The following is a 23,507-nucleotide window of genomic DNA, read 5'->3' as shown; positions in this document are numbered from 1 at the left end:
CGCCCGGCGTCGGCAGATTCGCCGCTCAGGCGTCGTCGGTACCGATCTTGAAGCGGCGCACCTTGCCGACGCTGGTGCGGGGGAGGCTGTCGATGAGGTGCCACTCGCGCGGCCGGGCCTGCGGCGTGAGCTGACCGGCGGCCCAGGTGGCGAGCTCGTCGACGGTCGGGGCGTGGTCCGGGTCGCGGGCGACGACGTAGGCCACGGGCACCTGGTCGCGCATCGCGTCGGCGCGGGCGACGACCGCCACCTCGAGCACGCCCGGCGCCTGGGCGAGGACCGCCTCGACCTCGGTGAGGCTGACGTTCTCCCCGGCCACCTTGATGACGTCGTCGGCGCGTCCGACGAAGCGCAGGGCGCCGGTCTCGGTCTCCCTGGCGAGGTCGCCCGTGACCAGCCAGGTGACGCCGTCGGCGTCCGTGGTGAACGTGCGGTCGGTGACCGCGGGGTCGTCGAGGTACTCCGCGAACAGGTCGACGCCGCGCTCGCCCGCCACGATGATCATCCCGGGCGTGCCGGGCTCGACATCGGCGTGGGTGGACGGGTCGACGAGGCGGACCCGGCGACCGGGCAGCGGCTCCCCGATCAGCTCGTGGCTCGGCGGATCGCCGCGGTCGGCGGTGACGACCGTGGTCGTCTCGGTCATCCCGTAGACCTGGCGCGGCAGGGTGCCGACGAGCTCGGAGAACTCGCGGTGGTGGTCCCGGCCCAGGTTCTGGGCGAACCAGACGTGGCGCAGCCCGGCGGGCGGGGTGCCCTCGGGGGTCCGCGCCAGGATCATGCGCACGGGCGCGGCGAACAGGCTGGCGTGGGTGGCGCCGAGCCCGGTCGCCGTGGCGACCCACCCGCTCGCCGAGAAGGTCGCGGTCAGGGCGACGGAGGCGCCGACCTCGATCGCCGGGGCGAAGCAGTAGAACTGCGCGTTCGCGTGGAACAGCGGCAGGGTGACCAGCCACCGGTCGTCGGCGCCGAGGTCCGCGGCGTCCGCCATGCCCGCGGCGACGTGGCGGTAGTTGGCCTGGGTCAGCACGACGCCCTTGGGCTGCGACGTCGTGCCCGAGGTGAACATGACGGCGAGCCGGGTGCCCGGCTCCACGGCCTCCACCTCGGCGGTCCGGCCGTCCCCGGCCCGCAGGCGTCCGCCGGGTCGCACGTCCGCGGCGGTCTCCTCGAGGGCGATGCTCCGCAGGCCCGCACCCTCCGCGCCGGCGAGGTAGGTGTCCTTCCGCGACCTCGCGTAGAAGCCCATCTTCGGGGTCACGCGGGCGAGCTGGGTCTCGACGTCCCGGCTCGTCGACGCCGGGTCGACGGGCACCATCCAGGCGCCGAGCTCCGTCGTGGCGAGCCAGAGCGCGATGAACCCGGGGCAGTTGCGCAGGCACAGGTGCACCGCGTCCCCGCGGCCGACGCCGTGCGCCGCGAGCAGCGCCATGGTGTCGCGGACGAGGCCGTCGAACTCGTCGTAGGTCCACGTGTCGATCTCGCCGTCCTCGCTGCGGAACACGAGGAACGGGCGGTCGGCGTACCGGTCGACGGCGCGCAGCCAGAGCTCGGCGAAGGTCCCGGGACGGCGGGAGGTCCCGGGATGGTCGGAGGTCAGGGTCATCGGAGTGCGGATCATGCCAGCAGGGCCGGTGTCGCGGGAGGTGCTCCGGTTGGACGCAACCCTTGCCCTGGATCAGGAGGTGCGGGAGCGTCATCGTCGGCCGCTGTGACGCACGTCGCTCCGAGGGCAAGGAGACCGTCCCCGATGAAGCTCGCTCTCTACCTGCCGAACTTCCGTACCGAGGTCACCATCAAGGAGCTCGAGGACCTGACCGACCTCGCCGAGGAGCTCGCGTTCGACTCCGTCTGGACCCTGGACCGGATCGTCGTCCCGGAGGCCTCGGACCGCGGGGAGCTCCAGTACTCGTTCGGCATGATGGACGGGCTCCCCAACGCCCTCCCCGTGGCCTCGACGGGAGGCTTCTTCCAGGGCTTCCCGCTGATCCCGTGGCTCGCGGCGAAGACGTCGACGGTGCGGATCGGGATGAGCATCATCGACACCCCGTTCCGCGCGCCCGGGGTGCTCGCCGCGGAGCTCGCGACGATCGACCACCTCGCCGGAGGCCGCCTGAACGTCGGCCTCGGGGCCGGGTGGATGCCCGAGGAGTTCGCGGCCGCGAGCGCCGCGCACATCTTCCCGAAGCGGCACAAGCACGTCCGCGAGACGATCGAGGTGCTGCAGGGCATCTGGGCCAACGAGCACTTCGAGTACCACGGCGAGTTCGCCGACTTCGACCGCTGCGGCTTCGGCGCGAAGCCCCTGCAGCAGCCGCGCCCGCCGATCTTCATGAGCGGGCTCAAGGACCCGCTGCGGGCGGCGAAGCGCATCTCGAAGTACGACCTCGACGGGTTCATCGGCATCCAGGACTCGCCGGACAGCCTCGGGAAGTGGCTCACGGCCATCGACCAGCAGTTCGAGGAGATCGGGAGCCCGAAGCGCTCGAAGGACCTCGAGATCTGCAGCATGATCTGGACGGTCATCACCGACGAGGAGACCGACCAGAGCGACAACGGCGTCGCGTCCAACCTGCTGGTGGGCACCGAGAAGCAGCTCACCGACCGGCTCAAGGCCTACAAGGAGGCCGGTCTGACGATGCCGCTGATCTGGCCGCCCTTCACCGACGTGCCCGTGGCGAAGACGCTCGACGACCTCAAGCGCATCAAGAACGACATCATGCCGAAGGTCGAGGCGGCGTAGCGCCGCCCGCCGCCCCCGCCCCGGCCGGCTGGTCCGTCTCGTCCGACGGCCGGGGCCGCGAGACGATGATCTGCGCGATCCCGAGGACCAGCACGGCGATGGTCAGCAGCCGCTCGGCGGGCGGCAGCGGCCGGAACCACCCGTAGACCTGGGTGGCGACGGCGACCGCCTGGGCGAACAGCGGCAGGGCGATCGCGGGCCAGCCGGTGATCTCCCGCGACGGTCGGGGGTGGCCGGGCAGCCTGGTGGCGCCGACGGCGAACGCGAGCGCGCCGGCGCTCCAGAGGAAGTCGTAGGGGCCGCGGTGGGCGACGACGTCGGCGGCGGTGAGGCTGTAGGCGGCGTCGGCGACGGTCAGGCACACGAGCCCGGCGCCGACCCACGGCCAGCTGCCGTACAGGTGCCAGGACATCAGCGGGAGCGTGCCGAGCAGGGCGCCGATGAGCAGCACGTCGCCGAGGGGATAGGCCACGGCGACGACCTGCCCCGCCGGGTCGATCGGGGCGTTCTGCAGCACCGGGACGATCACGAGCAGGACGCCGGGGGTGGCGACGAGGAGCACCAGGACGAACCCGTCGAGCCAGCGGTGCCAGGGGATGTCGACCACCCGGGCCCGCACCATCAGGACGAGGCCCGCCATGAAGAGCGGGTAGGTCCCGAGATAGAGCACGTCGGTGGGGTTCGGGGTGGGCACGTCGCCGCCGTCGCCGTACAGCGCTCCCCACAGGAGCTCCGCGAGGGCGAAGATCAGCAGCGCCGCGGCGAAGCACCACCACGCGCCTCGGGACGGGCTCGTCTTCCGGCGGCGGGCGCCCCACACGCAGACAGCGCTCGAGGCGAGGATGAGCCCGGCGTGGAGCCAGTCGTCGATGATCGCGAGGTCCGGCGCGTGGTCGCCGGCGCGGATCTGGTGGACGGCCTCGACGACCAGGCCGGCCGCCAGCACGGCCGCCACGGCCACACGCCGCCACCGCACGGCGCCGCGCTCCCCGAGCCATCCCGTCGGCGACACAGAACCGCCTCCGTCCTCGGCGGCCGGGCAGGGGGCGACGGTAGCGCAGCGAGGGGCCACGGCGGACCCTCCGGAGCTCACCCCGCGACGGCGAGCTCCTCGACGGCCCACGGCGTCATCTCGGCCGTCAGCCGCGCGCGGGCGCGGGCGAGACGCCCGCGCAGCGTGGCCTCCGACAGCCCGGTGACGGCCGCCGCCTGCCGGTAGCTCAGGCCCTCGAGGTGCACCAGCACCAGCGGCACGCGCAGCTCGTCGGGGAGCGCCGCGATCGCCCGCAGGCCCGCGGCGACGTGCTCGCCGGCCACCACGGAGTCCTCGGGGCCCCGCGCGACCGGGTGCAGGATCTCGGTCAGCTCGCCGGTGGGGCGCTGGGCGCGGCGGTGGTTGAGGCAGCGGTTGACGACGACGCGGTGCAGCCAGGTGGTGAAGGCGGCGGCGCCGTCGTACCCCGATCGCGCGGTCCAGAGCCCGATCACGACGTCCTGGGTGACGTCGTCGGCGTCGGCGGTGTTGCCGAGCACCCGCAGCGCGATCCCGCGGATGCGGTCGCGGTGCCGCCGGACGAGCACCTCGTAGGCGGCGACATCACCGCCGCGGGCCCTCTCGGCCAGCCATCCGTCGGCGAGCACGTCGCCGTCGGACGTGATCCCGACGGTCACCCGGGGTCGGCGAGCGCGCTCCACCGTCTGTGCCTCCTCGCACCGTGCCAGCCCCGACCGACAGTTCGGTTGTACACCATTCAACTGCCCACGATGGATCTCTGAGAGGTGCCCGACAGCCGGATTGGCCCGGCGCCGGCGGGGTACCAGCTGCGGTGCAGACGCTGCGGATCGTCCCGAACCTGCGGAGCTCGGTGGTGGAGGAGATGCCGGCTGGCCAGGTGCTGCTCGTGACCTCGGAGCTCGGGGACGCCGACCCCGCCCTGCTGGCGCACCCGGACGTCCGGCCCTTCAGCTGGCCGGCGCTGCTGCGGGCCCTGCAGGACCCCGACCTCGAGCTCCTCGAGGTCGCGGAGCCGCTGTGGGTCGGGGAGTGGGTCCGGGCCCTGCGCTCCGTCCTGCTGCTCAAGGTGCTGCGCGCGGTGCGTCCGGGCCGGCGCCGCGTGCGGGTCGCGACCTACGCCATCGAGAACCTCGACGCGCGCGAGCGGCTGAGCTTCCCGTCCCTCGACGACCGGCCCGTGCTCGGCGCGGCGGCGACGCGGCTCGCCACCGTCGGTCTCGGCCTGTCCCTCCTGCTGCTCGACGCGGTGGTGTTCGGGACGACCGGCGCGTCCGAGAACTACCGGCGGGCGTTCGGGTGGTCGCTGCGACGCGCGCGCCACACCGTCCTGACGCCGCGGCTCGACGCCTGCCGGGTGTGCGGGCCCCCGACCGGGGCGCCCCGCGACCGCACCGTCCTGGTCCTCGGTGCCCCCAGCGCGCGCAAGGGGTTCCCCGTGCTCATGGAGGCCTGGGAACGCGCGGGCGCGGTGGAGCAGGGCTGGCGGATGGTGGTGTGCGACCCCGCTGGGGAGGGCGAGCCGGACCTGCCGGCCGGGGTGTCGATCCGGCGTGCCCCGCCCCGGGAGGTCGTGCACGAGCTCCTGCGCTCGAGCGCCGTGGTCGCCATGCCGTCGGTCCGGCTCCGGCGGTGGCGCGAGCAGATCGGGCTGCCGCTGGTGGAGGGGCTGACGCACGGCTGCCGCGTGGTGACGACGACGGAGACGGGCCTCGCGGACGACCTGCGCGGGCACCCGCTGGTCACCCTGACCGTCCCGGGCGACCCGGCGAGCCTCGCCGACGGCCTCCGGCGGGCGATGGCATCACCGGACGAGCCCGGATCCGGTGACGTCGGGCGACCGGTCGGCTACACCAAGAGAGATGTCGTGGCGTGGTGGCTCGCGCGGGCCGATCGCTGATCGTCTCGGCCGTCCGGACCCTTGCCCGGACCAGGCGGAACGACCATCGTCGGCTCGGCGCTCACCGTCAGGAGTCGAATCATGAAGAAGCTTCTCAACGACCCGGCCGACCTCGTCGCGGAGTCCCTGCGCGGGCTGGACCGCGCGCATCCCGAGCTGCGTGTCGACCACGAGAACCGGATCATCTACCGCGCCGACGCGCCCGTGTCGGGCAAGGTCGGGCTGCTCTCCGGCGGGGGCAGCGGCCACGAGCCCGCACACGCCGGGTTCATCGGCCCCGGGATGCTCGACGCGGTCTGCGCCGGCGAGGTCTTCACCTCGCCCGTGCCCGACCAGATGGCCGAGGCCACCAAGAACATCGACGGCGGCGCCGGCGTGCTCCACCTCGTCTGGAACTACACCGGCGACGTCATGAACTTCGACATGGCGGCCGAGCTCGCCTCCGCGGAGACCGACACGGCCGTCGAGGCCGTGGTGATGAACGACGACGTCGCCGTCGAGGACAGCCTCTTCACCGCCGGGCGACGCGGGACCGGTGCCGCCATCGCCGTCGAGAAGATCGTCGGCGCCGCCGCCGAGCAGGGGCGCAGCCTGTCCGAGCTCGCCGACCTGGCCCGCCGCGTCAACGACAACTCCCGCAGCATGGGGATGGCGCTGACGTCCTGCACCGTCCCGGCCAAGGGCAGCCCCACCTTCGACCTCCCCGACGACGAGATCGAGATCGGGATCGGCATCCACGGCGAGCCGGGCCGGCGTCGCGTCCCGCTCGCACCCGCGCACGAGATCGCCCCGATGCTCGTCGACCCCGTGCTCGCGGACCGCGACTTCACCGGCGGGGGCGGCGTGCTCGTGTTCGTCAACGGGACGGGCGCGACACCGCTGCTCGAGCTGTACCTGATGTACGGCGAGATCGCCGCCCTCCTGGACAAGGCCGGCGTCGTGCCGGTCCGCAGCCTGGTCGGGCCCTACGTCACCAGCCTGGACATGGCCGGGTGCTCGGTCAGCATCACGCAGCTCGACGACGAGCTCCTGCGGCTCTGGGACGCGCCGGTGGCCACCTCCGGCCTGCGATGGGGCATGTGATGGCCGATGTCGACCTCGACACCCTGCAGCGCTGGCTGCGGACGTTCGCCGCATCCGTGGCCGAGCACAAGGACGAGCTGACCTCCCTCGACGCCGCCATCGGCGACGCCGACCACGGCGCCAACATGCACCGCGGCATGAGCGCGGTGGTCGAGTCCCTGTCGGCGACGCCCCCCGACGACCCGGCGGCGCTGTTCAAGCAGACGGGGATGACGCTGGTCAAGTCGGTCGGGGGAGCGAGCGGCCCGCTGTACGGCACGCTGTTCCTGCGGATGGCGCCGGCCACCGGCGGGGCCGCGACGCTCGACCCCGAGACCTTCGCGAAGGCACTGCGGGCGGGGCTCGAGGGCGTGGTCGCCCGCGGCAAGGCCGAGGTGGGCGACAAGACCATGGTCGACGCCCTCACCCCGGCGGTGGACGCGCTCGACGCCGGCCTGAGCGGCGGCGGGTCCCTCGCCGACGCGCTGCGCGCGGCGTCCGCGGCCGCCGACGAGGGCCGCGACGGCACCACGCCCATCGTCGCCCGCAAGGGGCGGGCGAGCTACCTCGGGGAGCGCAGCGCGGGCCACCAGGACCCGGGCGCCACGTCGGCGGCCCTGCTGGTCGCCGCGGCTGCCAGCGCGGTCGGCGAGGCCGTCGCGGAGGGTGCGTGACCGTCGGGATCGTCGTCGTGTCCCACAGCCGGGCCCTCGCGGAGGCGGCGGTGGCGCTGGCGGGGGAGATGCTGCAGGACGGCCGCGGTCCGATCGAGATCGCCGCCGGCCTCGACGACGGCGGCTTCGGCACCGACGCGATCGCCATCAGCGAGGCCGTCGCCCGCGCCGACCAGGGCGACGGGGTGGTCGTGCTCATGGACATGGGCAGCGCGGTGCTCTCCGCCGAGCTGGCCCTCGAGATGGTCGACGACGACGTCCGCGAGCGCGTGGTGCTCACCCCGGCCCCGCTCGTCGAGGGCCTCGTGCTGGCCTCGGTCAGCGCGGCCGGCGGCGCCTCGGCCGCGGCCGTCGCCGCCGAGGCGGGCGACGCGCTGGAGGCGAAGGCGGTCCACCTCGACCCGTCCCCGTCCTCGGCCCCGTCCTCGACCCCGGCGCCGGCACCGCAGCCCGCCGACACCGCGCCGTCCGGCGACGACGAGCGCGGGTCCTTCATCGTCGCGATGCCCCACGGCCTCCACGCCCGGCCCGCCGCCCAGCTCGTGCGGGCGCTGCAGGGCCTCGATGCCGAGGTGCGGCTGCGCAACGTCACGCTCGACGGGCCGGAGGTGTCCGCGGCGAGCCTGTCGAAGGTCGCGACCCTCGGGGCCCTGCACGGCCACGAGGTCGCGGTGCGGGCCCGGGGCGCCGGCGCGGCGGAGGCGCTCCGCCGGGTGCTCGCGCTCGCGGAGGACGGCTTCGGCGAGGCCGGCCCGCCGCCGGCCACGGTCGACGTCGAGGAGCAGCCGGCCGCCCACGGACCGATCCCGGCCTCACCCGGCATCGGGATCGGCCCCGTGCGGGTCGCGCGCCGAGCCGCCGTCACCGTCCCCGACGCCCGGCCCGGCACCCCGGACGAGCAGCGCGGCCGCCTGGACGAGGCCCGCACCCGCGCCCGCGACCAGCTGCAGGGCGTCCGCGGCACCGCCGCCCGCGAGATCGGCGAGGCCGAGGCCGCCATCTTCGACGCCCAGGTCCTGCTGCTCGACGATCCCGACCTGCTCGCCGACACCGCCGTCCGCCTCGACGGCGGCGCCGACGCCGCGCGCGCCTGGGCGGACGCCCTCGACGAGGTGGAGCGGGGTTCGCGGCCGCCGCGGACGAGTACCTGCGCGCCCGCGCCGCCGACGTGCGCGACGTGCGGGACCGGGTGCTGCGCGCCCTCGGCGGCACCCCCGCCCACGACACGGAGCAGGACACCGCGCCGGACGGGATCCTCGTCGCCGACGACCTGACCCCCGCCGACGCCGCCGCGCTCGACCCGGCGCGCACGCCCGCCGTGGTCCTCGCCGGCAGCAGCCCCACCGCGCACGCCGCGATCCTGCTGCGTGCCCGCGGGGTGCCCACCGTCGTCGGGGTCGGCGCCGCGCTGGCCGCCCGGGCCGGCGAGGCCGCGCTCCTCGTCGTGGACGGCACCACCGGCGAGGTCGTCGCGGACCCCGACCCACCCACGCTGGCCGCCTTCCGCGACCGGGCCGCCGCGTTCGACCGGCGCCGTGACGACGCACAGCGCCGGGCGCACGAGCCGGCGGTCACCCGCGACGGGACCACCGTGCTCGTCGGCGCCAACCTCGGGTCACCCGAGGACGCCCGGGCCGCCCTCGGGGCCGACCTCGCCGGTCTGGTCCGCACCGAATTCGGCTTCCTCGACCGGCGGGAGGCGCCGACCGTCGACGAGCAGGAGGCGTCCTACCGCGCGATCGCGGAGGCCATGGACGGCCGGCGGATCACGCTGCGCACCCTCGACGTCGGTGGCGACAAGCCGCTGGACTACCTGCCCGTGGCGCCCGAGGCCAACCCGTTCCTCGGGGTCCGCGGCATCCGGCTGGCGCTGGCCCGCCCGCGGATCCTCGCCGACCAGCTGACGGCGATCGTGCGGGTCGCCCACGACCACCCCGTCGACGTCATGTTCCCGATGATCGCGGCCGTCGACGAGCTCACCGCCGCCCGCCGGGCGCTGGTCGAGGCCATCGAGACCGTCGGCCGGGGGCGTCCCGCCGACCTGCGGGTCGGGATCATGGTCGAGGTCCCGGCCGCGGCGCTCAAGGCCGCCGCGTTCGCCCCGCACGTCGACTTCTTCTCGATCGGCACCAACGACCTCACCCAGTACACGCTCGCCGCCGAGCGCGGCAACGACCAGCTCGCCGCGCTCGCCGACGCCCTCGACCCCGGGGTCCTCGCGCTGATCGCGGCCACGGTGCGCGGGGCCGGCGACGACGTGCTCGTCGCGGTCTGCGGTGAGCTCGCCGGCGACGAGGCCGCCGTCCCGATCCTCATCGGCCTCGGGGTCCGCGAGCTCAGCGTCGCCCCGGGCGCGGCCGCCACGGTCAAGGAGGCCGTCCGGGCCGTCGACCTCGACTCCGCCCGCGACCTCGCCGCGGCCGCGCTGACCTGCGCGGACGCCCGGGCCGTCCGCGAGCTGCCGGCCGCGGCCCCCTCGGTCGGCGGGCGTCCCGGCGCCCCGTCCGTACCGTGGACAGGATGAACACCACGAGCACGAGGTCCGGGTCGGGGTGGCTGCGCCCGTGGATGCAGCTCGTCGAGATCACGGTCTCGACCCCGATCGTCATCTCCTACCGGACGGCGCAGCTCGTGCTGGGCGGGTGGCCCCCGAACGCCAGGGAGCGCCGGGAGCTGCAGCGGATGGTCACCGAGAAGGCGAGCGCCTTCGGCCGGGCGGGATACGCTGCGGTGGTGAACCCGCCGCGGGACACCGCGCAGTTCGTGGGCAAGGTCCTCGCCCCGGTGCACCAGTCGGTGACGGGCAACCGCCGGCGTCTCGCCGGAGGCTGAGCACTGACGTCCGGCGTCACCCGGTCGTCAGGCCCACCCGCGCCAGCTCCTCGGAGACCGTCCAGACACGCTCGGCCTCCTCGGCGCTGCGCAGGGGCGCGTAGAGCTTCTGCTCCGCGGGCGCGCCGCCGAGGCTCCCGGGCCCGCCCGGCCCGTAGAACAGCCCGCCACCGGCCTCGGGGGACGTGGCCGCGTGGAGCGCGGGGAGGCCCGCCGACTCGACGGTGCCGACGAGGATGCCGCGCGCGGAGAGGGCGCCGATGACCCGCCGTCCCAGGGTGGGGCGGTCGCGGCCGACCTCGCTGCGGGCGGAGAGCAGGTTAGTCGGCGCGACGCCGGGGTGCGACAGGTTGCTGGTGATGCCCCAGCCGTGGGCCCGGCTGCGCCGGTCGAGCTCGAGGCCGAAGAGCCCGAGCGCGATCTTCGATTGGCGGTAGGCGCGCATCCCGTCGTAGGAGCGCACCCCGTCCAGATCCGGCCAGTGGATCGTGCCGGAGCGGGCGGCGACGCTGATCTGCGAGGTCACACGGGCCTGCCCGGCGCGCAGCAGCGCCATCAGGTGGGCCACCAGCGCGACGTGGCCGAGGTGGTTGGTGCCGAACTGCAGCTCGAACCCGTCGGCGGTGCTCCGGCGGTCCGGCGGGGTCATGACGCCGGCGTTGTTGATCAGGATGTGGATCGGCCGGCCTTCCTCGCGCAGCGTCGTGCCGAGGTCGGCGACCGAGGCGAGCGAGGACAGGTCGAGGGCGCGCAGCGAGACGTCCGCCCCCGGAGTCCGGTCCGCGATCGTGGCGAGCGCCGCCTCGCCCTTGCGCGGGTTCCGGACGGGCAGGACCACCTCGGCGCCCGCGGCGGCGAGCCGCGCGGCGATGCCGAGGCCGACGCCGTCGCTCGCCCCGGTCACGACGGCGCGCCTGCCCGTCAGGTCGGGGACGGTGATGTCGGGGCGTGTGCGTGGCATGGGATCGCTCCTGGCTCTCGGGGGTGTGACCCGAGAGTGCGGCCTGGCCGGAACGGTCACCACGGCCCGTCGATCCGAGGCTGGCCGGGCCGATGCTGGTTGGCCCGAGGCTGGGGTCAGGACGTCTCGAAGGCCGCCCGGCCGGTGGTGGACAGGCCCCGGGCCAGCTCGAGCAGGAGACGGGGCGCGTCCTTCGGCGGCAGGACGACCTCGACGAACGACGCGGTCCCCGGCGTCCCCGCGTGCTCGAGGGCGGTGCGGAGCTCGCCGACGGTCCGGGCGCACGCCGTGTGGACGTCCGGGGCGCCCAGGGCGGCGGGCAGGCGGGTCCAGTCCCACGCGGTGATGTCCTGGTAGACGGCGTCCGGGCTCTGGATGGCGCGCTCGACGGTGTACCCGTCGTTGTTGAGCAGGAGCACGATCGCGTCCGGCGCGCGGGCGTAGAGCGTCCCGAGCTCCTGGGCGGTGAGCTGCGCCGAGCCGTCGCCGATCACGAGCACGGGCCGCCGGTCGGGGCGTGCGAGCGCGGCGCCGAGCGTGGCCGGCAGCGTGAAGCCGATCGCCGACCAGACCGGGCTACCGAGCAGATCGGACTCGGCCGGCAGCGCGAGATCGAGCGCGCCGTAGAAGGCGGTGCCCGCCTCGGCGATGAGGGTGGTGCGCGGGGCGATCCAGCCCTGCAGCCGGCTCCAGAACCGGGCGTGGTCGAGCGGCTCGTCGTCCGCGCCCAGCACCTCGTGGGCGGAGGGGGCGAGCTCGACTGGGGCCGCCGGCGGGAACCCCGCCGCCTCGACGAGCTCGTGGAGGACCTGCAGCGAGTCCTCGAGGCGCACGCGCGGGTACACGGCGCGCCCGATCCGGGCGTGGTCGACCGCGAGCTCGACGGCGGCCTCGCGGTCGTAGCGGTGGGTGAAGAACCCCGTCGTGAAGTCGCTGTGGACGGTGCCGGCCATGACCAGGAGACGGGCGTCGTCGACGGCGGCGCGGGCGGCGTCGGAGCGGGTGGTGGCGCCCAGGTAGGTCCCCAGGCTGGCGCGGTGCTCCTCGTCGACGAGCGCCTTCGACCCGGACTGCGAGGCGACCCGGACCCCGGGCAGCTCGGCGAGCCCGGCGACGACGTGCTCGAGGCCCCGGCGGTGCACGCGCGGACCGGCGAGGACGCAGACGTCGTCGTGACCCTGCAGGTGCGCCGCCAGCCCGGCGCGGAACTGCTCGAGCCCGGCGGGGTCGCCGGCGGAGGCGACCAGCGGCTCGACCGAGCCGGCGCCCGGAGCGGCCGTGGCGACGTCGGCGGGCACCCCGATGTACACCGGCTTGCTCGTCTCGAGGGCCACCCGCAGGACCCGGTCGATCTCGGCGACGGCGTTGTGGGGCTCGAGGACGGTCTGCGCCGCGGTCACCTCGCGGAAGATGCGCTCGAAGCGGCGGAAGTCGCCGTCGAGGAAGGTGTGGTGCAGCGGGGCGCCGGCGGCCATGGCGGTGCGCGAGGGCATCCCGACGACGTGGACGACGGGGACGTCCTCGGCGTAGCTGCCCGCGATGCCGTTGACCGCGGAGAGCTCCCCGACGCCGTAGGTGGTGACGAACGCCCCGACCCGGCGCCCGACGCGCGCGTAGCCGTCGGCGGCGTAGGAGGCGTTGAGCTCGTTCGTCGACCCGACCCACTCCAGCCCGGGCACCGGCAGCATCTCGTCGAGGAGCGCCAGGTTGAAGTCCCCGGGGAGGCCGAAGAGGTGGTGGACGCCGAGCTGGACGAGCCGGGTCGCCAGGTGGGCCCCGACCGAGCCGGACGGTGTCGCCATGGGGGTGTCCTCTCGGTGCGGGTGTCGGCACCACCGTAGGCACACCACCGCGTGCTCAGTCCGGGGCGGCGTCGCCGTCCGCCGGCGGGCCGGGGTGCAGGACGAGCCGGGTCGTCGCCGCCTGCTCGACGGCGTCGCGGCTGAAGAGCAGGGGGAAGGTGCCGCCGTCGGCCCACAGCCCGAGGAGATCGGCGTAGTGCTCGGAGCGGGGGTCCCCGGACTGGCCGGGCGCGGTGATGGCGCGCGACCCGTCCCAGGCGCCGACGTCGATCGCCATGCGGAAGCTGCTGCCCATCACCGAGTTGAACGTGGCGTCGTGGCCGGCGAGCCCGACGGTGTCGGCGCTGCCGGGCCGGGGGAGCGGCGGGAGCGAGCCCTCCGGCCCGAGGACTGCGTGCCGCAGCTCCGTGCGGTGCAGGAGGCCCCACGTCCAGCCCTCGAGGTCGGGGCCCAGCCAGGTCCGGATCTCCGCGAGCGCCGCACGCACCGTCGCGTCGAGCCCCTCGGCCAGGAGCCGGCGGTCGTCGTCGCGGTCGGGATCGACGACGTCGAGCATGCGGAGGTCGGGCCGCAGGTCGCCGAACAGGGTGTCGTCGCGGATCAGGCGCGCACGGGCGACCGGGTCCGCCCCGGCTCCGAGCCGGTCGAGGCAGCGGTCGACCAGCCAGGGGCGCCAGTGCCGGCGCAGCCAGACCTGCGCGACGAGGGCGGCGCGCGAGCCGACGTCCTCGACCCCGTCCCAGGCCTGCAGCTGCGTCCAGAGCGCCCGGAGGTCCTCGGCGACCGGGACCGGGGCGAGGCGGTCGAGCAGCCGCCGGCCGTGCAGGTTGAAGGCGTCGGCCTGCATACGGAGGCTGGAGTCGACGTCGACGGCCGTGCCACCGGCGAACCAGGCTGCCAGCCGCTCGTGGCGGGCGCTCGAGTACCAGTCCGTGGTGGCGACGAAGCCTGCCTCCGCGGGCACGTTGGCCTGGTTCGACGTCGTGGCCCAGCCGCTCGCCGGGTCCTGCTCGCCCGTGAGGTCTCCGAAGGGCACCGCGCCGTCCCACTCGAAGCGGCCGTCGCCGGGGACGGGCACGGCGCCGTCCCATCCCGTCCGGCGGGGCACGAGGCCGCACGTCTGCATGCCGATCGCCCCGTCGGCGGACGCGAAGACCTGGTTGACGCCGGGCGCCCCCCACCGGGCCAGGGCGCGGCGGAACTCGGCGGCGTCGGCCGCGTCCTGGTAGTCCAGGCTCGCGAGGTAGGGCGCCATCCCGGGTAGCAGCCACGCGGTGCGCAGCGCCACGGCGGTCCGGGCCTCGCGGTCGAGGTGCACCACTGGGCCGTGGCGGGTGAAGGACAGGGTCAGCACGGCGTCGTCGGCCCCCGCCACGGGCGCCCGCTCCTCGACGACGTCGAACGCCTCCCAGCCGTCGCCGTGGCGATAGCGCCCGTCGTCGGTCGGGTGCAGGTCGTAGACGTAGAGGTCCTCGTGGTCGAGCGGCCAGATCGTGAGCCCGAAGGCGACCCGGCCGTTGTGGCCGATGGAGATGCCCGGCAGGTTCGGCTCCCCGGCGCCGATCACGGTCAGCCCCGGCGCCTCGAGGTGGGCGAGGTAGCGCAGAGACGGGACCGTGACGGGGCGGTGGGGGTCGTTGGCCACGACAGGCCGCCCGGTCGCCGACCGGCTCCCCGCCACGACCCAGTTGTTGCTCCCGCCGGGCGCGGCCGTCGCGGCCGTCGCGGAGTCCGAGGCCGGGCCGAACTCCACCGGAGAGAGCGCGAGGCGGTAGACGTCGAGCACCTCGTCGCCGAGGCCCTCGAGCACCGCCGGGTCCGGGACGACCAGCGGCCCCCCGGGCTCCCGCACCGAGCGCAGCTCCTCGGCCCCGAGCCCGAGGTCGCGCACGGTCAGCGCACGGGCGAGCTCCTGCTCGGCGTTGTAGAACATCCCGTGGGTGCGGATGCGCACGACGTCGTCGACGCGCCAGCGGGCCGGCCGGTGACCGAGGGTCGCGAACTCGGGCGGGAGACGGTCGTGCGGGGCCTGGAGCGCCCAGTCGACGTAGGCGTTCACCCCGTCGACGAAGGCCGCGACGATCTCCCGGGTGCCTTCCGCGTAGGACGACCACTCAGCGTCCATGTCGCCCCGGTAGAGGAACAGGCGCCGCGCCCGGTCCTGCGCGAGGTAGGCAGAGCCGAACGCCTCCGCGAGCAGCCCCAGGCCGCGCCGCCGCCACAGGTCGATCTGGAAGAGCCGGTCCCGCGCGGCCTGGAAGCCCTGGGCCACGTAGGCGTCGTGCGGGGTGTCCGCGTAGACGTGGGGGACGCCCCAGCGGTCGACGAGGATCTCGACGGCGCCGCGGAGCCCGGCGACCGGGTACTCGGCCGTCGGGAGCGCAGCCGTCGAGCGGGACGGGGGCGGGAGGGCGCTCATCGGTCTCCCTCGGGCGTGTCAGTCCGCGAGCAGCGGCATGACCTCCTGGCCGAACCGGTCGATGTCGCTGAGGTAGTCCTGGAAGGTGAACATGACGCCGCTGACGCCGTCCAGGGTGGTCAGCCCTGCGACCAACGCTGACAGCGACGTCGTGCTCCCGCCCCGCCGGTGACGGAACGACCCGCCGGCGGCCCTCGAGCGAGCGGCCGCCGGCGGGTCCCCGGGAGTGCCTAGAAGTAGGTCTTGCGGCCCACGGGGCGCCCGACGGCGCCGAGCAGGGTGAGGATCAGGCCGACGACCAGGAGGATCCAGCCGATGGTGGCGATGATGCTCGGGACGGGGGCCACGTAGCCCACGACGATGAGGATGATGCCGAGGATGATCACAGGTTTCTCCGATACCGGGGGGAGCGTGCGAGGAGCCGGTCCGGGTCGTCCGTCTGCAACCCGGCCGGTCTCCCCGCACAACGAGTCCGGCCGATCCGGCGGTGCTGGTCGGCGCGGATTCCCCACGGAATTGCGCCGGTCGCCGGGGTGGCGTCGCGAGTGGCCGACACCGCTGGGCCGTCACGCCCCCGCGCCGGGCCGGTCGGGGGAGCGCGGTCGGGGGAGCCGTCGCACCGGGCGGCGAGATCGTCGGACCGGCATCGGGAAGTAATTGCCGGCGAGGCGCGCCAGAGGCCTCGCGGACCGGCGAGACTCGGTGGTCATGGGGGACGGCGAGCACCTGGTGTGGCACCAGGATCTGATCTGCCCGGGTGAGTGGTGCCGAGGTCGTATCCGTCGGTTCCCACCGGGCTTCCTGGTCGACGGCGGACGCCGCGAGCGTCGGCGCTGCCCCTCGTGCGGGACGTCGGTGACGGCGCCGGCGTTCTACGTCTCGGGGAGCGTCCGCGCCGACGTCGGGTGGGTCAGGTCTGACCCGGAGTGAGCGCGACGAAGAGGGCCGTGGCCTCCGCGCACAGGCGGTCGCCGTCGTGGAGCGTGCCGCGCAGGAAGTGCTTGCGCCCCTCCTCGCGCTCGAAGAAGGCCTCCACCCGCAGCTCGGTGTCGATCGGGGCGACGGAGCGGTAGTCGACGTGGAGGTAGGCGGTCCGGGAGCGGGGACGTCCCCCGCCGAGGGCGAGCCGGCCGAGCAGGTCGTCGAACAGGTACGGGATGGCGCCGCCGTGGACGACGCCGTTGCTGCCCAGGAAGTGCCGGCCGAACCGGACCCGCCCGGTCATCCGCTCGTCGTCGACCTCGTCCACGTGCAGCGCGGGACCGGCCACCTGCGCCCGGCCGGGCGCGGACCCGAGCCGCCCGGAGAGCTGGTCGGGCTCGTCGACCTCGTACGCGGCCAGCGCGGCGCTCAGCTCCGCGACGGTCTTGGTCGTGGACCGCACGACCTCGGCGCTCGGGGCGGCCCCGGCGAGGCGGTCGAGCAGCTCCCGGACCTGGTCGATCATGTCCGTATAGCCCTCGGGCACCGGACGGCCCAGCCACGTCTCGGTGTCGGGGCGGTGCGGGTCGGTCCGGACGAGCGGCGCTGCCAGCACGATCGCCTCGTCGTCCACCCGATGCTCCTGTCTCCGCTGGTGACGTCTGCCGGTCACGACACCGTGCGCCACCGTGGCCCGGGGTGCCCACCGGGTCGCGGGAAAGGTGCACATCGTCACCCTGGGCGCGGCCGGGTTCCCTCGGCCGGAGCCGGTGTCGGCGCGTCGGCACTTCACGGGAGGATGACGCCATGACCGGGCGCGGATCGGTGGACGGGGAACCGTCCGAGGACGAGCCGGCGGGCTCGGTGGCCCTCGACCAGGTGCCCGAGGGCATCGTCCTGGCGGTGTCCGGGGCCCTCGACCTCGCGCTCGCCCCGACCGTGCGGCGGACCGTCGAGCGGGCGGCGCGGCTGCGTCCGGCCCTGCTGGTGCTCGACCTGACGGCCGTGACGTTCCTGGCCTCCTCCGGCATGGCCGAGCTCGTCCGCACCCACCGGCAGCTCGAGGGCGAGATCCTGGTTCGCGTCGTGGCCACCGGGCGGCTCGTCCTGCGTCCGCTGGAGCTGACCCGCCTCACCGACGAGCTCGCGATCCACGCGACGCTCGCCGACGCCCTCGCCGCCGGATGAGGCCGGGATGACCGCGCCGCCGCCCGGCACCGACGGCCCGGGGCCCGACGCGGACGCCCTGCTGACCGCGCTCGCCGGGGTGTTCACCGCACCGGACGGGGAGCGGGTGCCCGTCGAGCGGGTGGCACTCGGCCCGGACCGGCTCGCCGGCCTGCCCACCGCGGGGGGCTCGGGTGTCCTGGTCCCCGACGACGCGCAGCTCGCCGCGCTGGTCCCGGGGGCGACGGCCGGGCTCGTCGTCGTCGACCGCGAGGACCCCGGCGGCGCGACGGCTCTGATCACCCGGGTCGCGGTGGACCGCACCCACCTGGTCGCGGCCGAGGCGGTCGTCACCGCCACCGACGGGCTGCGCAGCGCCCTCGCGGCGCTGCGCGCCGAGGCCGCCGTGATCGACGCCCTGCAGTCCGTGGGCCGGCGGCTGACCGCGCAGCTCGACATCGACCAGCTCGTCCAGGAGGCCACCGACGCGGCGACCACGGCCGTCGGGGCGGCGTTCGGCGCCTTCTTCTACAACCTGATCAACCAGTTCGGCGAGTCGTACACCCTCTACACGCTCTCCGGGGTGCCCCGGGAGGCCTTCTCCCGCTTCCCGATGCCGCGCAACACCCTGGTGTTCGCGCCGACGTTCGACGGCGAGGGCACCGTCCGCAGCGACGACATCACCGCCGACCGGCGCTTCGGCCACAACACCCCGTACCACGGGATGCCCGAGGGACACCTGCCCGTGAGCAGCTACCTGGCGGTCTCGGTGATCAGCCCGACCAGTGGCGAGGTGCTCGGCGGGTTCTTCTTCGGCCACCCCGAGCGCGCGCGGTTCACGAGCCGCCACGAGTACCTGGCCGAGGGCATCGCCGGCTACTCGGCCATCGCGCTCGACAACGCCCAGCTCTACGAGCGCGAGCGGAACTACACCCGCGAGCTCTCGCGCAGCATGCTGCCCGAGGCGCCCGCCGTGCCGGGGCTGGACCTCGTGACCCGGTACCTGCCCGCGGCCACCGGGCACAAGATCGGCGGCGACTGGTTCGACGTCATCCCCCTCGACGGCGGCGGCACCGCGGTCGTCATCGGCGACGTCGTCGGGCACGGGGTCACCGCCGCGACGATCATGGGCCAGGTCCGCACCGCGATCCGCGCGTACGCCGTGCTCGGGCTGGCGCCCTCGGACGTGCTGCGCTACGTCTCGGCGCTGCTCGAGACCTTCGCCGAGCCGACCTTCGTCACCTGCTTCTACGCGGTGCTCCGGCCGGACGAGGGGCTCGTCTACGCCAATGCCGGGCACCTGCCGGCCGTGCTGCGCCGCGCCGACGGCACGATCGAGCAGCTCGGGGAGGCCATGGCCCAGCCGCTCGGCGTCGGCCGCGCCTTCTCCGAGCGCAGCGCGGAGTTCCCGCCCGGGGCCGACCTCCTCCTCTACACCGACGGGCTGGTCGAGAGCCGCACCCGCGACCTGACCCAGGGCATCGAGTGGCTGCTCGAGGAGGTCGCCGCGCTGCCCCGGCCGGTCACCGCCGCGGCCTGCGACGGCCTGATCGCGAGCCTCACCGGCGGCGTCCACGACGACGACGTCGCGCTCGTCCACGTCCACCGCGCCGCGCTCGGCGGGTGACGGCGCTCACGCGCGCGGGCGCTTGAGTGTGCCGTGGCGGCACGGCGTCTCGTGAGGCGGCAGTGAGCTCGTCCGGGCCCGCTCCGACGACGGAGGACCGCCATGAGAGCGCCGAGGCCGCAGTGCCCCCCGCGACCCGGGGACGTCGACGGGACCCCGACCGACGAGGTGCCCGTCCCCGGCCCCGGGGACCGGCCGATGACGCTGCTCGAGCGCGTCGGCTGGCCGTGGGGGGTGCTGGGCGCGGCGATCCCGCAGGTGGTGTTCGCCGTCGCGATCGTCGTCGTCCCGCTGCTCGCCGCGGCGGGCATCGCCCTCGCCGTCGCCCTGGTGCAGGCGGCGATCTTCCGGGCGCGCGGGGAGCCCACCACGACGGTCGCCGGTGGCGTGCTCGGCGTCGCGATCGCGAGCGGGATCTCGGTGTGGACCGGCTCGGCCGCGAACTTCTTCCTCGTCGGCATCGTGGCGGCCCTGGTCGGCCTCGTCGCCACCACGGCGTCGGTGGTCGTCCGCCGGCCGCTGACCGGGCTCGCGTGGAACGCCCTGCACGGCGGTGGCCACGCGTGGCGGGAGGACCGACCGGTCCGGCGCGCCCACGACGTCGCCACGCTGGCCGCCGCGGCCGTGTTCGGCGCCCGCTTCGTGGTGACGCAGTGGCTCTACGGCATCGACGCGACGGGCGGGCTCGCGATCGCGAAGGTCGTCATGGGGACGCCGATGACCCTCGTGGCCGCGGCCGTCGCCTTCTGGGCGTTCCGCCGGTCGACCCGGCGCCTGATCACCCCGACGGCGACGCCGGAGGACCGCCTCAGCCCGGGGTGAGCGCCCGGCGCGCGAGGCGCTGGCGGCGGTGGGCGCTCATGCGCACCGGGGTGTCGGTCCAGCCGTACCCGTCGTCGTCGCCCACCCGCTGGACGAGGGCGACGAAGATCCGGCCGGCGAGGACCTCGGTGCAGACCTGCAGGTACGCGCCGTGCGGCCCCTGGTCGTGCAGGACGCCGAGCTCGCGGTACGCCGCGAGCCGGTCGGGCGGGAGGTCGACGCGCGCGGCGAGGTCGTCGTAGTAGTTGTCCGGGATGCCGAGCAGGGGCGCCCCGGCCGCCCGCGCGGCGCGGGCGGCGGCCACGACGTCGTCGACGGCGAGCGCGATGTACTGCGGCTCCGGGATGCCGGGCGCCCACTCGCCGCGGCGCAGCAGCGAGACGGTGAGGGCCAGCCGGACGCGCCGGGCGGGGTCGGCGAGGGCACGGCTGCGCACGAGGCCGAACGGGGCCGCGAACTCGCCGGCGCTGCCGGGCTGCAGGCCGAGGACCGCGCGGTAGAACAGGGTCGCCTCGTCGAAGTGGTCGAAGGGCTGGGCGAGCCCGACGTGGTCCACGGCGGTGACACCGAGACCACCGGCCAGGCCCTCACCCGTGCTCCCCGTGGCGCGGAAGTCGCCGCTCCAGTCGGCGTCGACACCCGGCCGGCAGAAGAACAGCGCGGTGCCGTCGGGGGCGGTGACGGCCGGGAGGTCGGCCTCGGCGGGACCGTGCGCGCGGGCGAGGCGGGGCGCCCCGAGCCGGGCGGCGCGGCGAGCCGCGGCCGGCGGGTCCGCCGACTCGACCGCGAGCGCACTGATCGCCGCGGAGGGGCCCTCGGCGCGGTTGACCAGGATGCGGGCGCGGCCCTGTTCCCAGCGGTCGACGGGCTTGGTGAGGTGCTGCCCGGTGCGGGCGAATCCCAGGGCGGTGAGCGCGTCGTCGAGGGCCGGGTCCTCGCCACCGGTGGCGATCTCGACGAACGCCGTGCCCTCGACGGCGGGCGCCGGCCCGCCCACCGGGTCGGTCCCGGCGCCGCCGGCGGCCGTGGCCTCCGCGAGCGCGAGCAGCGAGCGGTGCCCGTCCACGGCGGTGCGCACGGGGTCGGCCTGGCGGAAGACGTCGTTGAAGACCTCGAGCGAGAGCGGCCCCGCGTAGCCGGCGTCCAGGGCCGCCGCGAGGAAGCGCGGCAGGTCGAAGCCTCCCTGGCCGGGGAAGAGACGGTGGTGGCGGCTCCACTGCAGCACGTCCATCGAGAGCACCGGGGCGTCGGCGAGCTGGAGGAAGAAGATCTTCTCGCCGGGGATCCCGGCGATGCCGTCGATCTCGGATGTGCGGGACAGGACGTGGAAGCTGTCGAGGCAGAGTCCCAGCGCCGGATGGTCGGCCCGCCGGACGACGTCCCAGGACGCCTCCCAGGTGTCGACGTGCCGGCCCCACGCGAGCGCCTCGTAGGCCAGCCGCAGGCCGCGCTCGGCGGCGCGGTCGGCCAGGCCGTGCAGCTGGCCGGCGAGCCGGTCGGGGTCCGCGACGGCGTCGGGGGCGACCGAGGAGCACACGAGCACGGTGTCGGTGCCCAGGGCGCGCATGACGTCGAACTTGTGCTCGGCGCGGCGGTGGTTCGCGGCGAGGCGTTCGTCGTCGGTGGAGTCGAGGTCGCGGAACGGCTGGTAGAGGTCGATCGACAGGCCCAGGTCGGCGCAGCGCAGCCGGACCTCGCCCGGCGACATCGGCGAGGCGACGAGGTCGGGCTCGAAGATCTCGACCCCGTCGAAGCCCGCGGTGGCGGCGGCCGCCAGCTTGTCCTCGAGGGCGCCGGACAGGCAGACCGTGGCGACGGCGGTGCGGGGGTCAGCCGGCACGGTGGTCCTCCCGGGGGTCGGTCTCAGCGGGTTCGCCGACGAGCTCGTGCAGGTGGCGGCGCATCCTGGCGGTGTCGGGCCGGAGGCCGGTGAACAGGTGCAGCGCGTCGGCGGCCTGGTGCACCGCCATCAGACCGCCGTCGAGCGTCGGGCACCCGATCCCCGCCGCGGCGTCCAGCAGGGCGGTCCGCAGTGGGCGGTAGACGATCTCGGCGACCCACAGGCGCGGGTGCAGCACCGGGGCCGGGACGGGCAGGCCGGGGTGGTCGGCCATGCCGGTCGGGGTGGCGTGGACCAGCCCGTCGGCCGAGGTCAGGACGTCGCCGATCGTGTCGGCCGCGGCGGCGTGCGCGCGGCCGCGGCCGAAGGTCGCGTCGAGCCGGGCGACGAGCTCGCGGGCCTGGGCGGCGTCGACGTCGAGGACGTCGACGGTGCCGGCCCCGGCGGTGAGCAGGGCGTGGGCCGCGGCGGCGCCGGCACCACCGGCCCCGAGCACGGCGACCCGTCCGAGCGCGGCCCCGGGCAGACCCGTCCGCAGGGCCGCGGCGAACCCCGACCAGTCGGTGTTGTGGCCCAGGGCGCGGTCCCCGTCGAACACCACCGTGTTGACCGCCCCGATCGCCGCGGCGTCGGGGGAGAGCGCGTCGAGGTGGGGCAGGATCCGCTGCTTGACGGGGTGGGTGACGTTGACGCCCCGTAGGCCGGCGTCGCGGGCCTCGGCGAGCAGGTCGCCGACGTCGGCGGGGCCCAGGCCCCGCACGTCGAGGTCCACCAGCGTGTAGCGGTACGCCAGCCCGAGTGCGCCTGCCTCGCGCTCGTGGAGCGCGGGGGAGAGCGACGGGCCGATGCCCGCACCGATCAGGCCGACGTGCACGGTGTCGGGGTCGGCGACGAGTCTCACGGGCCGCAGCGTACGTACCGGATGGTTCATTATCCAGACCTCGGAGGCCCGGCCGGGGTCCGCGCCGCCTAGGCTCGGGGCCGTGAGCGAGGAGGCGGGGGTCGCCGAGGCGGGGGTGGCTGAGGTGGGGGTGGCCGAGCGGCGCCGCGACGCCGTCCGCACCCGTGCCGACCTGCTGGCCGTGGCCACCACCGAGTTCGCCGACCACGGGTTCTCCGGTGCGCGCGTGGACGAGATCGCGGCCCGCACCCGCACGACGAAGCGGATGATCTACTACTACTTCGGCAGCAAGCGCGGGCTCTACCTGGCGGTGCTCGAGAACGCCTACGCCGGCATCCGGGTCCTCGAGGCCCAGCTGGAGGTCGAGCACCTCGACCCGGCCCGGGCGATGCGGGCCCTGGCCGAGCTGACGTTCGACCACCACGAGTCCCACCCCGACTTCGTCCGTCTCGTGGCGATCGAGAACATCCACCGCGCCGAGCACCTGCGCACGTCGGAGGCCCTGGCCGGCCTGGCGGCGCCGGCCGTCGACGTGCTGGGCGGCATCCTCGAGCGCGGCCGCGCGGCGGGCCTCTTCCGCGCCGACGTCGACGCCCTCGACGTCCACATGGTGATCAGCGCGTTCTGCATCTTCCGCACCGCGAACCGGCACACCTTCCAGGCCGTGTTCGACCGGGACCTCCTCGACCCCGACCGGCGCGCGCACTACCGGCGCATGGTCGGCGACCTCGTCCTGGAGTACCTGACTGCGCACGTCGGCCGAGCCTGACCCGAGTGGCTTGACACGGCCCTGCGTCTCAACTCACCATCCGGTACGTAACCAA

General features: G+C 75.2%; 21 protein-coding genes. 11 read left to right on the top strand and 10 right to left on the bottom strand.

What is annotated here, in order from left to right:
- Positions 1-25 precede the first annotated feature (25 nt).
- Positions 26-1,606 (bottom strand): class I adenylate-forming enzyme family protein, encoded by a 1,581-nt coding sequence (locus tag ACQPYN_RS24270; RefSeq protein ID WP_433028693.1) that lies wholly within the window; start codon positions 1,604-1,606, stop codon positions 26-28.
- 144 nt (positions 1,607-1,750) lie between these two features.
- Between ACQPYN_RS24270 and ACQPYN_RS24265 the strand changes: the two genes are divergently transcribed.
- Positions 1,751-2,743 carry an LLM class flavin-dependent oxidoreductase gene (locus tag ACQPYN_RS24265; RefSeq protein ID WP_433028691.1) on the top strand — a complete coding sequence of 331 codons (993 nt, stop codon included), beginning with the start codon at positions 1,751-1,753 and terminating at the stop codon, positions 2,741-2,743.
- Here ACQPYN_RS24265 and ACQPYN_RS24260 read toward each other — a convergent pair.
- Positions 2,718-3,755 carry a hypothetical protein gene (locus ACQPYN_RS24260; RefSeq protein ID WP_433028689.1) on the bottom strand — a complete coding sequence of 346 codons (1,038 nt, stop codon included), beginning with the start codon at positions 3,753-3,755 and terminating at the stop codon, positions 2,718-2,720. The two genes, ACQPYN_RS24265 and ACQPYN_RS24260, sit on opposite strands and share 26 nt — an antisense overlap.
- Before the next feature lie 77 nt (positions 3,756-3,832).
- Complete coding sequence (locus ACQPYN_RS24255) at positions 3,833-4,438, bottom strand: RNA polymerase sigma factor (protein ID WP_433028687.1); 606 nt, start codon at positions 4,436-4,438, stop codon at positions 3,833-3,835.
- A gap of 131 nt (positions 4,439-4,569) precedes the next feature.
- Between ACQPYN_RS24255 and ACQPYN_RS24250 the strand changes: the two genes are divergently transcribed.
- From ACQPYN_RS24250 to ACQPYN_RS24225, 6 genes are all read left to right on the top strand, one after another.
- Positions 4,570-5,655 carry a glycosyltransferase gene (locus ACQPYN_RS24250; protein WP_433028685.1) on the top strand — a complete coding sequence of 362 codons (1,086 nt, stop codon included), beginning with the start codon at positions 4,570-4,572 and terminating at the stop codon, positions 5,653-5,655.
- A gap of 81 nt (positions 5,656-5,736) precedes the next feature.
- Complete coding sequence (dhaK, locus tag ACQPYN_RS24245; protein WP_433028683.1) at positions 5,737-6,738, top strand: dihydroxyacetone kinase subunit DhaK; 1,002 nt, start codon at positions 5,737-5,739, stop codon at positions 6,736-6,738.
- Entirely contained in the window at positions 6,738-7,391 is a 654-nt protein-coding gene (dhaL, locus tag ACQPYN_RS24240) for a dihydroxyacetone kinase subunit DhaL (RefSeq protein ID WP_433028681.1), read from the top strand. The genes dhaK and dhaL overlap by 1 nt, the downstream gene beginning before the upstream one ends.
- A complete protein-coding gene (gene dhaM, locus ACQPYN_RS24235) occupies positions 7,388-8,665 on the top strand; it encodes a dihydroxyacetone kinase phosphoryl donor subunit DhaM (RefSeq protein WP_433028679.1) in 1,278 nt (425 codons plus the stop codon). The genes dhaL and dhaM overlap by 4 nt, the downstream gene beginning before the upstream one ends.
- On the top strand, positions 8,569-9,915 hold the full coding sequence (gene ptsP, locus ACQPYN_RS24230) for a phosphoenolpyruvate--protein phosphotransferase (RefSeq protein WP_433028677.1): 1,347 nt from the start codon (positions 8,569-8,571) through the stop codon (positions 9,913-9,915). Before dhaM ends, ptsP begins: the two co-directional genes overlap by 97 nt.
- Positions 9,912-10,223 (top strand): hypothetical protein, encoded by a 312-nt coding sequence (locus ACQPYN_RS24225; RefSeq protein WP_433028675.1) that lies wholly within the window; start codon positions 9,912-9,914, stop codon positions 10,221-10,223. Before ptsP ends, ACQPYN_RS24225 begins: the two co-directional genes overlap by 4 nt.
- Before the next feature lie 16 nt (positions 10,224-10,239).
- On the opposite strand, the gene ACQPYN_RS24220 is transcribed toward ACQPYN_RS24225, so the two are convergent.
- From ACQPYN_RS24220 to ACQPYN_RS24200, 5 genes are all read right to left on the bottom strand, one after another.
- Positions 10,240-11,184, bottom strand: coding sequence for an SDR family oxidoreductase (locus tag ACQPYN_RS24220; protein WP_433028673.1), 945 nt, complete (start codon positions 11,182-11,184; stop codon positions 10,240-10,242).
- A gap of 116 nt (positions 11,185-11,300) precedes the next feature.
- Positions 11,301-12,986, bottom strand: coding sequence for an alpha-keto acid decarboxylase family protein (locus ACQPYN_RS24215; RefSeq protein WP_433028671.1), 1,686 nt, complete (start codon positions 12,984-12,986; stop codon positions 11,301-11,303).
- A gap of 55 nt (positions 12,987-13,041) precedes the next feature.
- Positions 13,042-15,405, bottom strand: coding sequence for a penicillin acylase family protein (locus ACQPYN_RS24210; protein ID WP_433028669.1), 2,364 nt, complete (start codon positions 15,403-15,405; stop codon positions 13,042-13,044).
- Positions 15,406-15,635: 230 nt separating this feature from the next.
- Positions 15,636-15,791 (bottom strand): DUF6131 family protein, encoded by a 156-nt coding sequence (locus ACQPYN_RS24205; protein WP_274191524.1) that lies wholly within the window; start codon positions 15,789-15,791, stop codon positions 15,636-15,638.
- A gap of 524 nt (positions 15,792-16,315) precedes the next feature.
- The gene (locus ACQPYN_RS24200; protein WP_433028666.1) at positions 16,316-16,960 is read right to left on the bottom strand and encodes a PaaI family thioesterase; all 645 of its coding nucleotides are present in this window, start codon (positions 16,958-16,960) and stop codon (positions 16,316-16,318) included.
- A 173-nt stretch (positions 16,961-17,133) separates the two neighbouring features.
- Between ACQPYN_RS24200 and ACQPYN_RS24195 the strand changes: the two genes are divergently transcribed.
- From ACQPYN_RS24195 to ACQPYN_RS24185, 3 genes are all read left to right on the top strand, one after another.
- A complete protein-coding gene (locus tag ACQPYN_RS24195; protein WP_433028664.1) occupies positions 17,134-17,514 on the top strand; it encodes an STAS domain-containing protein in 381 nt (126 codons plus the stop codon).
- Positions 17,515-17,521: 7 nt separating this feature from the next.
- Positions 17,522-19,120, top strand: coding sequence for a PP2C family protein-serine/threonine phosphatase (locus ACQPYN_RS24190; RefSeq protein ID WP_433028662.1), 1,599 nt, complete (start codon positions 17,522-17,524; stop codon positions 19,118-19,120).
- Positions 19,121-19,318: 198 nt separating this feature from the next.
- Complete coding sequence (locus ACQPYN_RS24185; RefSeq protein ID WP_433028660.1) at positions 19,319-19,942, top strand: DUF3159 domain-containing protein; 624 nt, start codon at positions 19,319-19,321, stop codon at positions 19,940-19,942.
- On the opposite strand, the gene ACQPYN_RS24180 is transcribed toward ACQPYN_RS24185, so the two are convergent.
- Positions 19,929-21,782 carry a TIM barrel protein gene (locus ACQPYN_RS24180; RefSeq protein ID WP_433028658.1) on the bottom strand — a complete coding sequence of 618 codons (1,854 nt, stop codon included), beginning with the start codon at positions 21,780-21,782 and terminating at the stop codon, positions 19,929-19,931. The genes ACQPYN_RS24185 and ACQPYN_RS24180 overlap by 14 nt on opposite strands.
- The gene (locus tag ACQPYN_RS24175) at positions 21,772-22,683 is read right to left on the bottom strand and encodes a shikimate dehydrogenase (protein WP_433028656.1); all 912 of its coding nucleotides are present in this window, start codon (positions 22,681-22,683) and stop codon (positions 21,772-21,774) included. Before ACQPYN_RS24175 ends, ACQPYN_RS24180 begins: the two co-directional genes overlap by 11 nt.
- An 82-nt stretch (positions 22,684-22,765) precedes the next feature.
- Here ACQPYN_RS24175 and ACQPYN_RS24170 point away from each other — a divergent pair, with 82 nt between their 5' ends.
- Positions 22,766-23,452: a TetR/AcrR family transcriptional regulator gene (locus ACQPYN_RS24170; protein WP_433028654.1), complete on the top strand. Its 687-nt coding sequence runs from the start codon at positions 22,766-22,768 to the stop codon at positions 23,450-23,452.
- Positions 23,453-23,507: the final 55 nt, after the last annotated feature.

Source organism: Actinomycetospora sp. CA-053990 (genome assembly GCF_050948445.1).
Lineage (GTDB): Bacteria > Actinomycetota > Actinomycetes > Mycobacteriales > Pseudonocardiaceae > Actinomycetospora > Actinomycetospora callitridis.
Note: the sequence above shows the minus strand (reverse complement) of the source record. Positions and strands in the feature narration are given on the sequence as shown.

Coding starts and splice junctions, on each gene's coding strand:
- ACQPYN_RS24220 (WP_433028673.1), bottom strand. CDS start 11,184: ATGCCACGCACACGCCCCGACATCACCGTCCCCGACCTGACGGGCAGG.
- ACQPYN_RS24195 (WP_433028664.1), top strand. CDS start 17,134: ATGACCGGGCGCGGATCGGTGGACGGGGAACCGTCCGAGGACGAGCCG.
- dhaL (WP_433028681.1), top strand. CDS start 6,738: ATGGCCGATGTCGACCTCGACACCCTGCAGCGCTGGCTGCGGACGTTC.
- ACQPYN_RS24265 (WP_433028691.1), top strand. CDS start 1,751: ATGAAGCTCGCTCTCTACCTGCCGAACTTCCGTACCGAGGTCACCATC.
- ACQPYN_RS24190 (WP_433028662.1), top strand. CDS start 17,522: ATGACCGCGCCGCCGCCCGGCACCGACGGCCCGGGGCCCGACGCGGAC.
- ACQPYN_RS24210 (WP_433028669.1), bottom strand. CDS start 15,405: ATGAGCGCCCTCCCGCCCCCGTCCCGCTCGACGGCTGCGCTCCCGACG.
- ACQPYN_RS24215 (WP_433028671.1), bottom strand. CDS start 12,986: ATGGCGACACCGTCCGGCTCGGTCGGGGCCCACCTGGCGACCCGGCTC.
- ACQPYN_RS24270 (WP_433028693.1), bottom strand. CDS start 1,606: ATGACCCTGACCTCCGACCATCCCGGGACCTCCCGCCGTCCCGGGACC.
- dhaK (WP_433028683.1), top strand. CDS start 5,737: ATGAAGAAGCTTCTCAACGACCCGGCCGACCTCGTCGCGGAGTCCCTG.
- ACQPYN_RS24185 (WP_433028660.1), top strand. CDS start 19,319: ATGACGCTGCTCGAGCGCGTCGGCTGGCCGTGGGGGGTGCTGGGCGCG.
- ACQPYN_RS24225 (WP_433028675.1), top strand. CDS start 9,912: ATGAACACCACGAGCACGAGGTCCGGGTCGGGGTGGCTGCGCCCGTGG.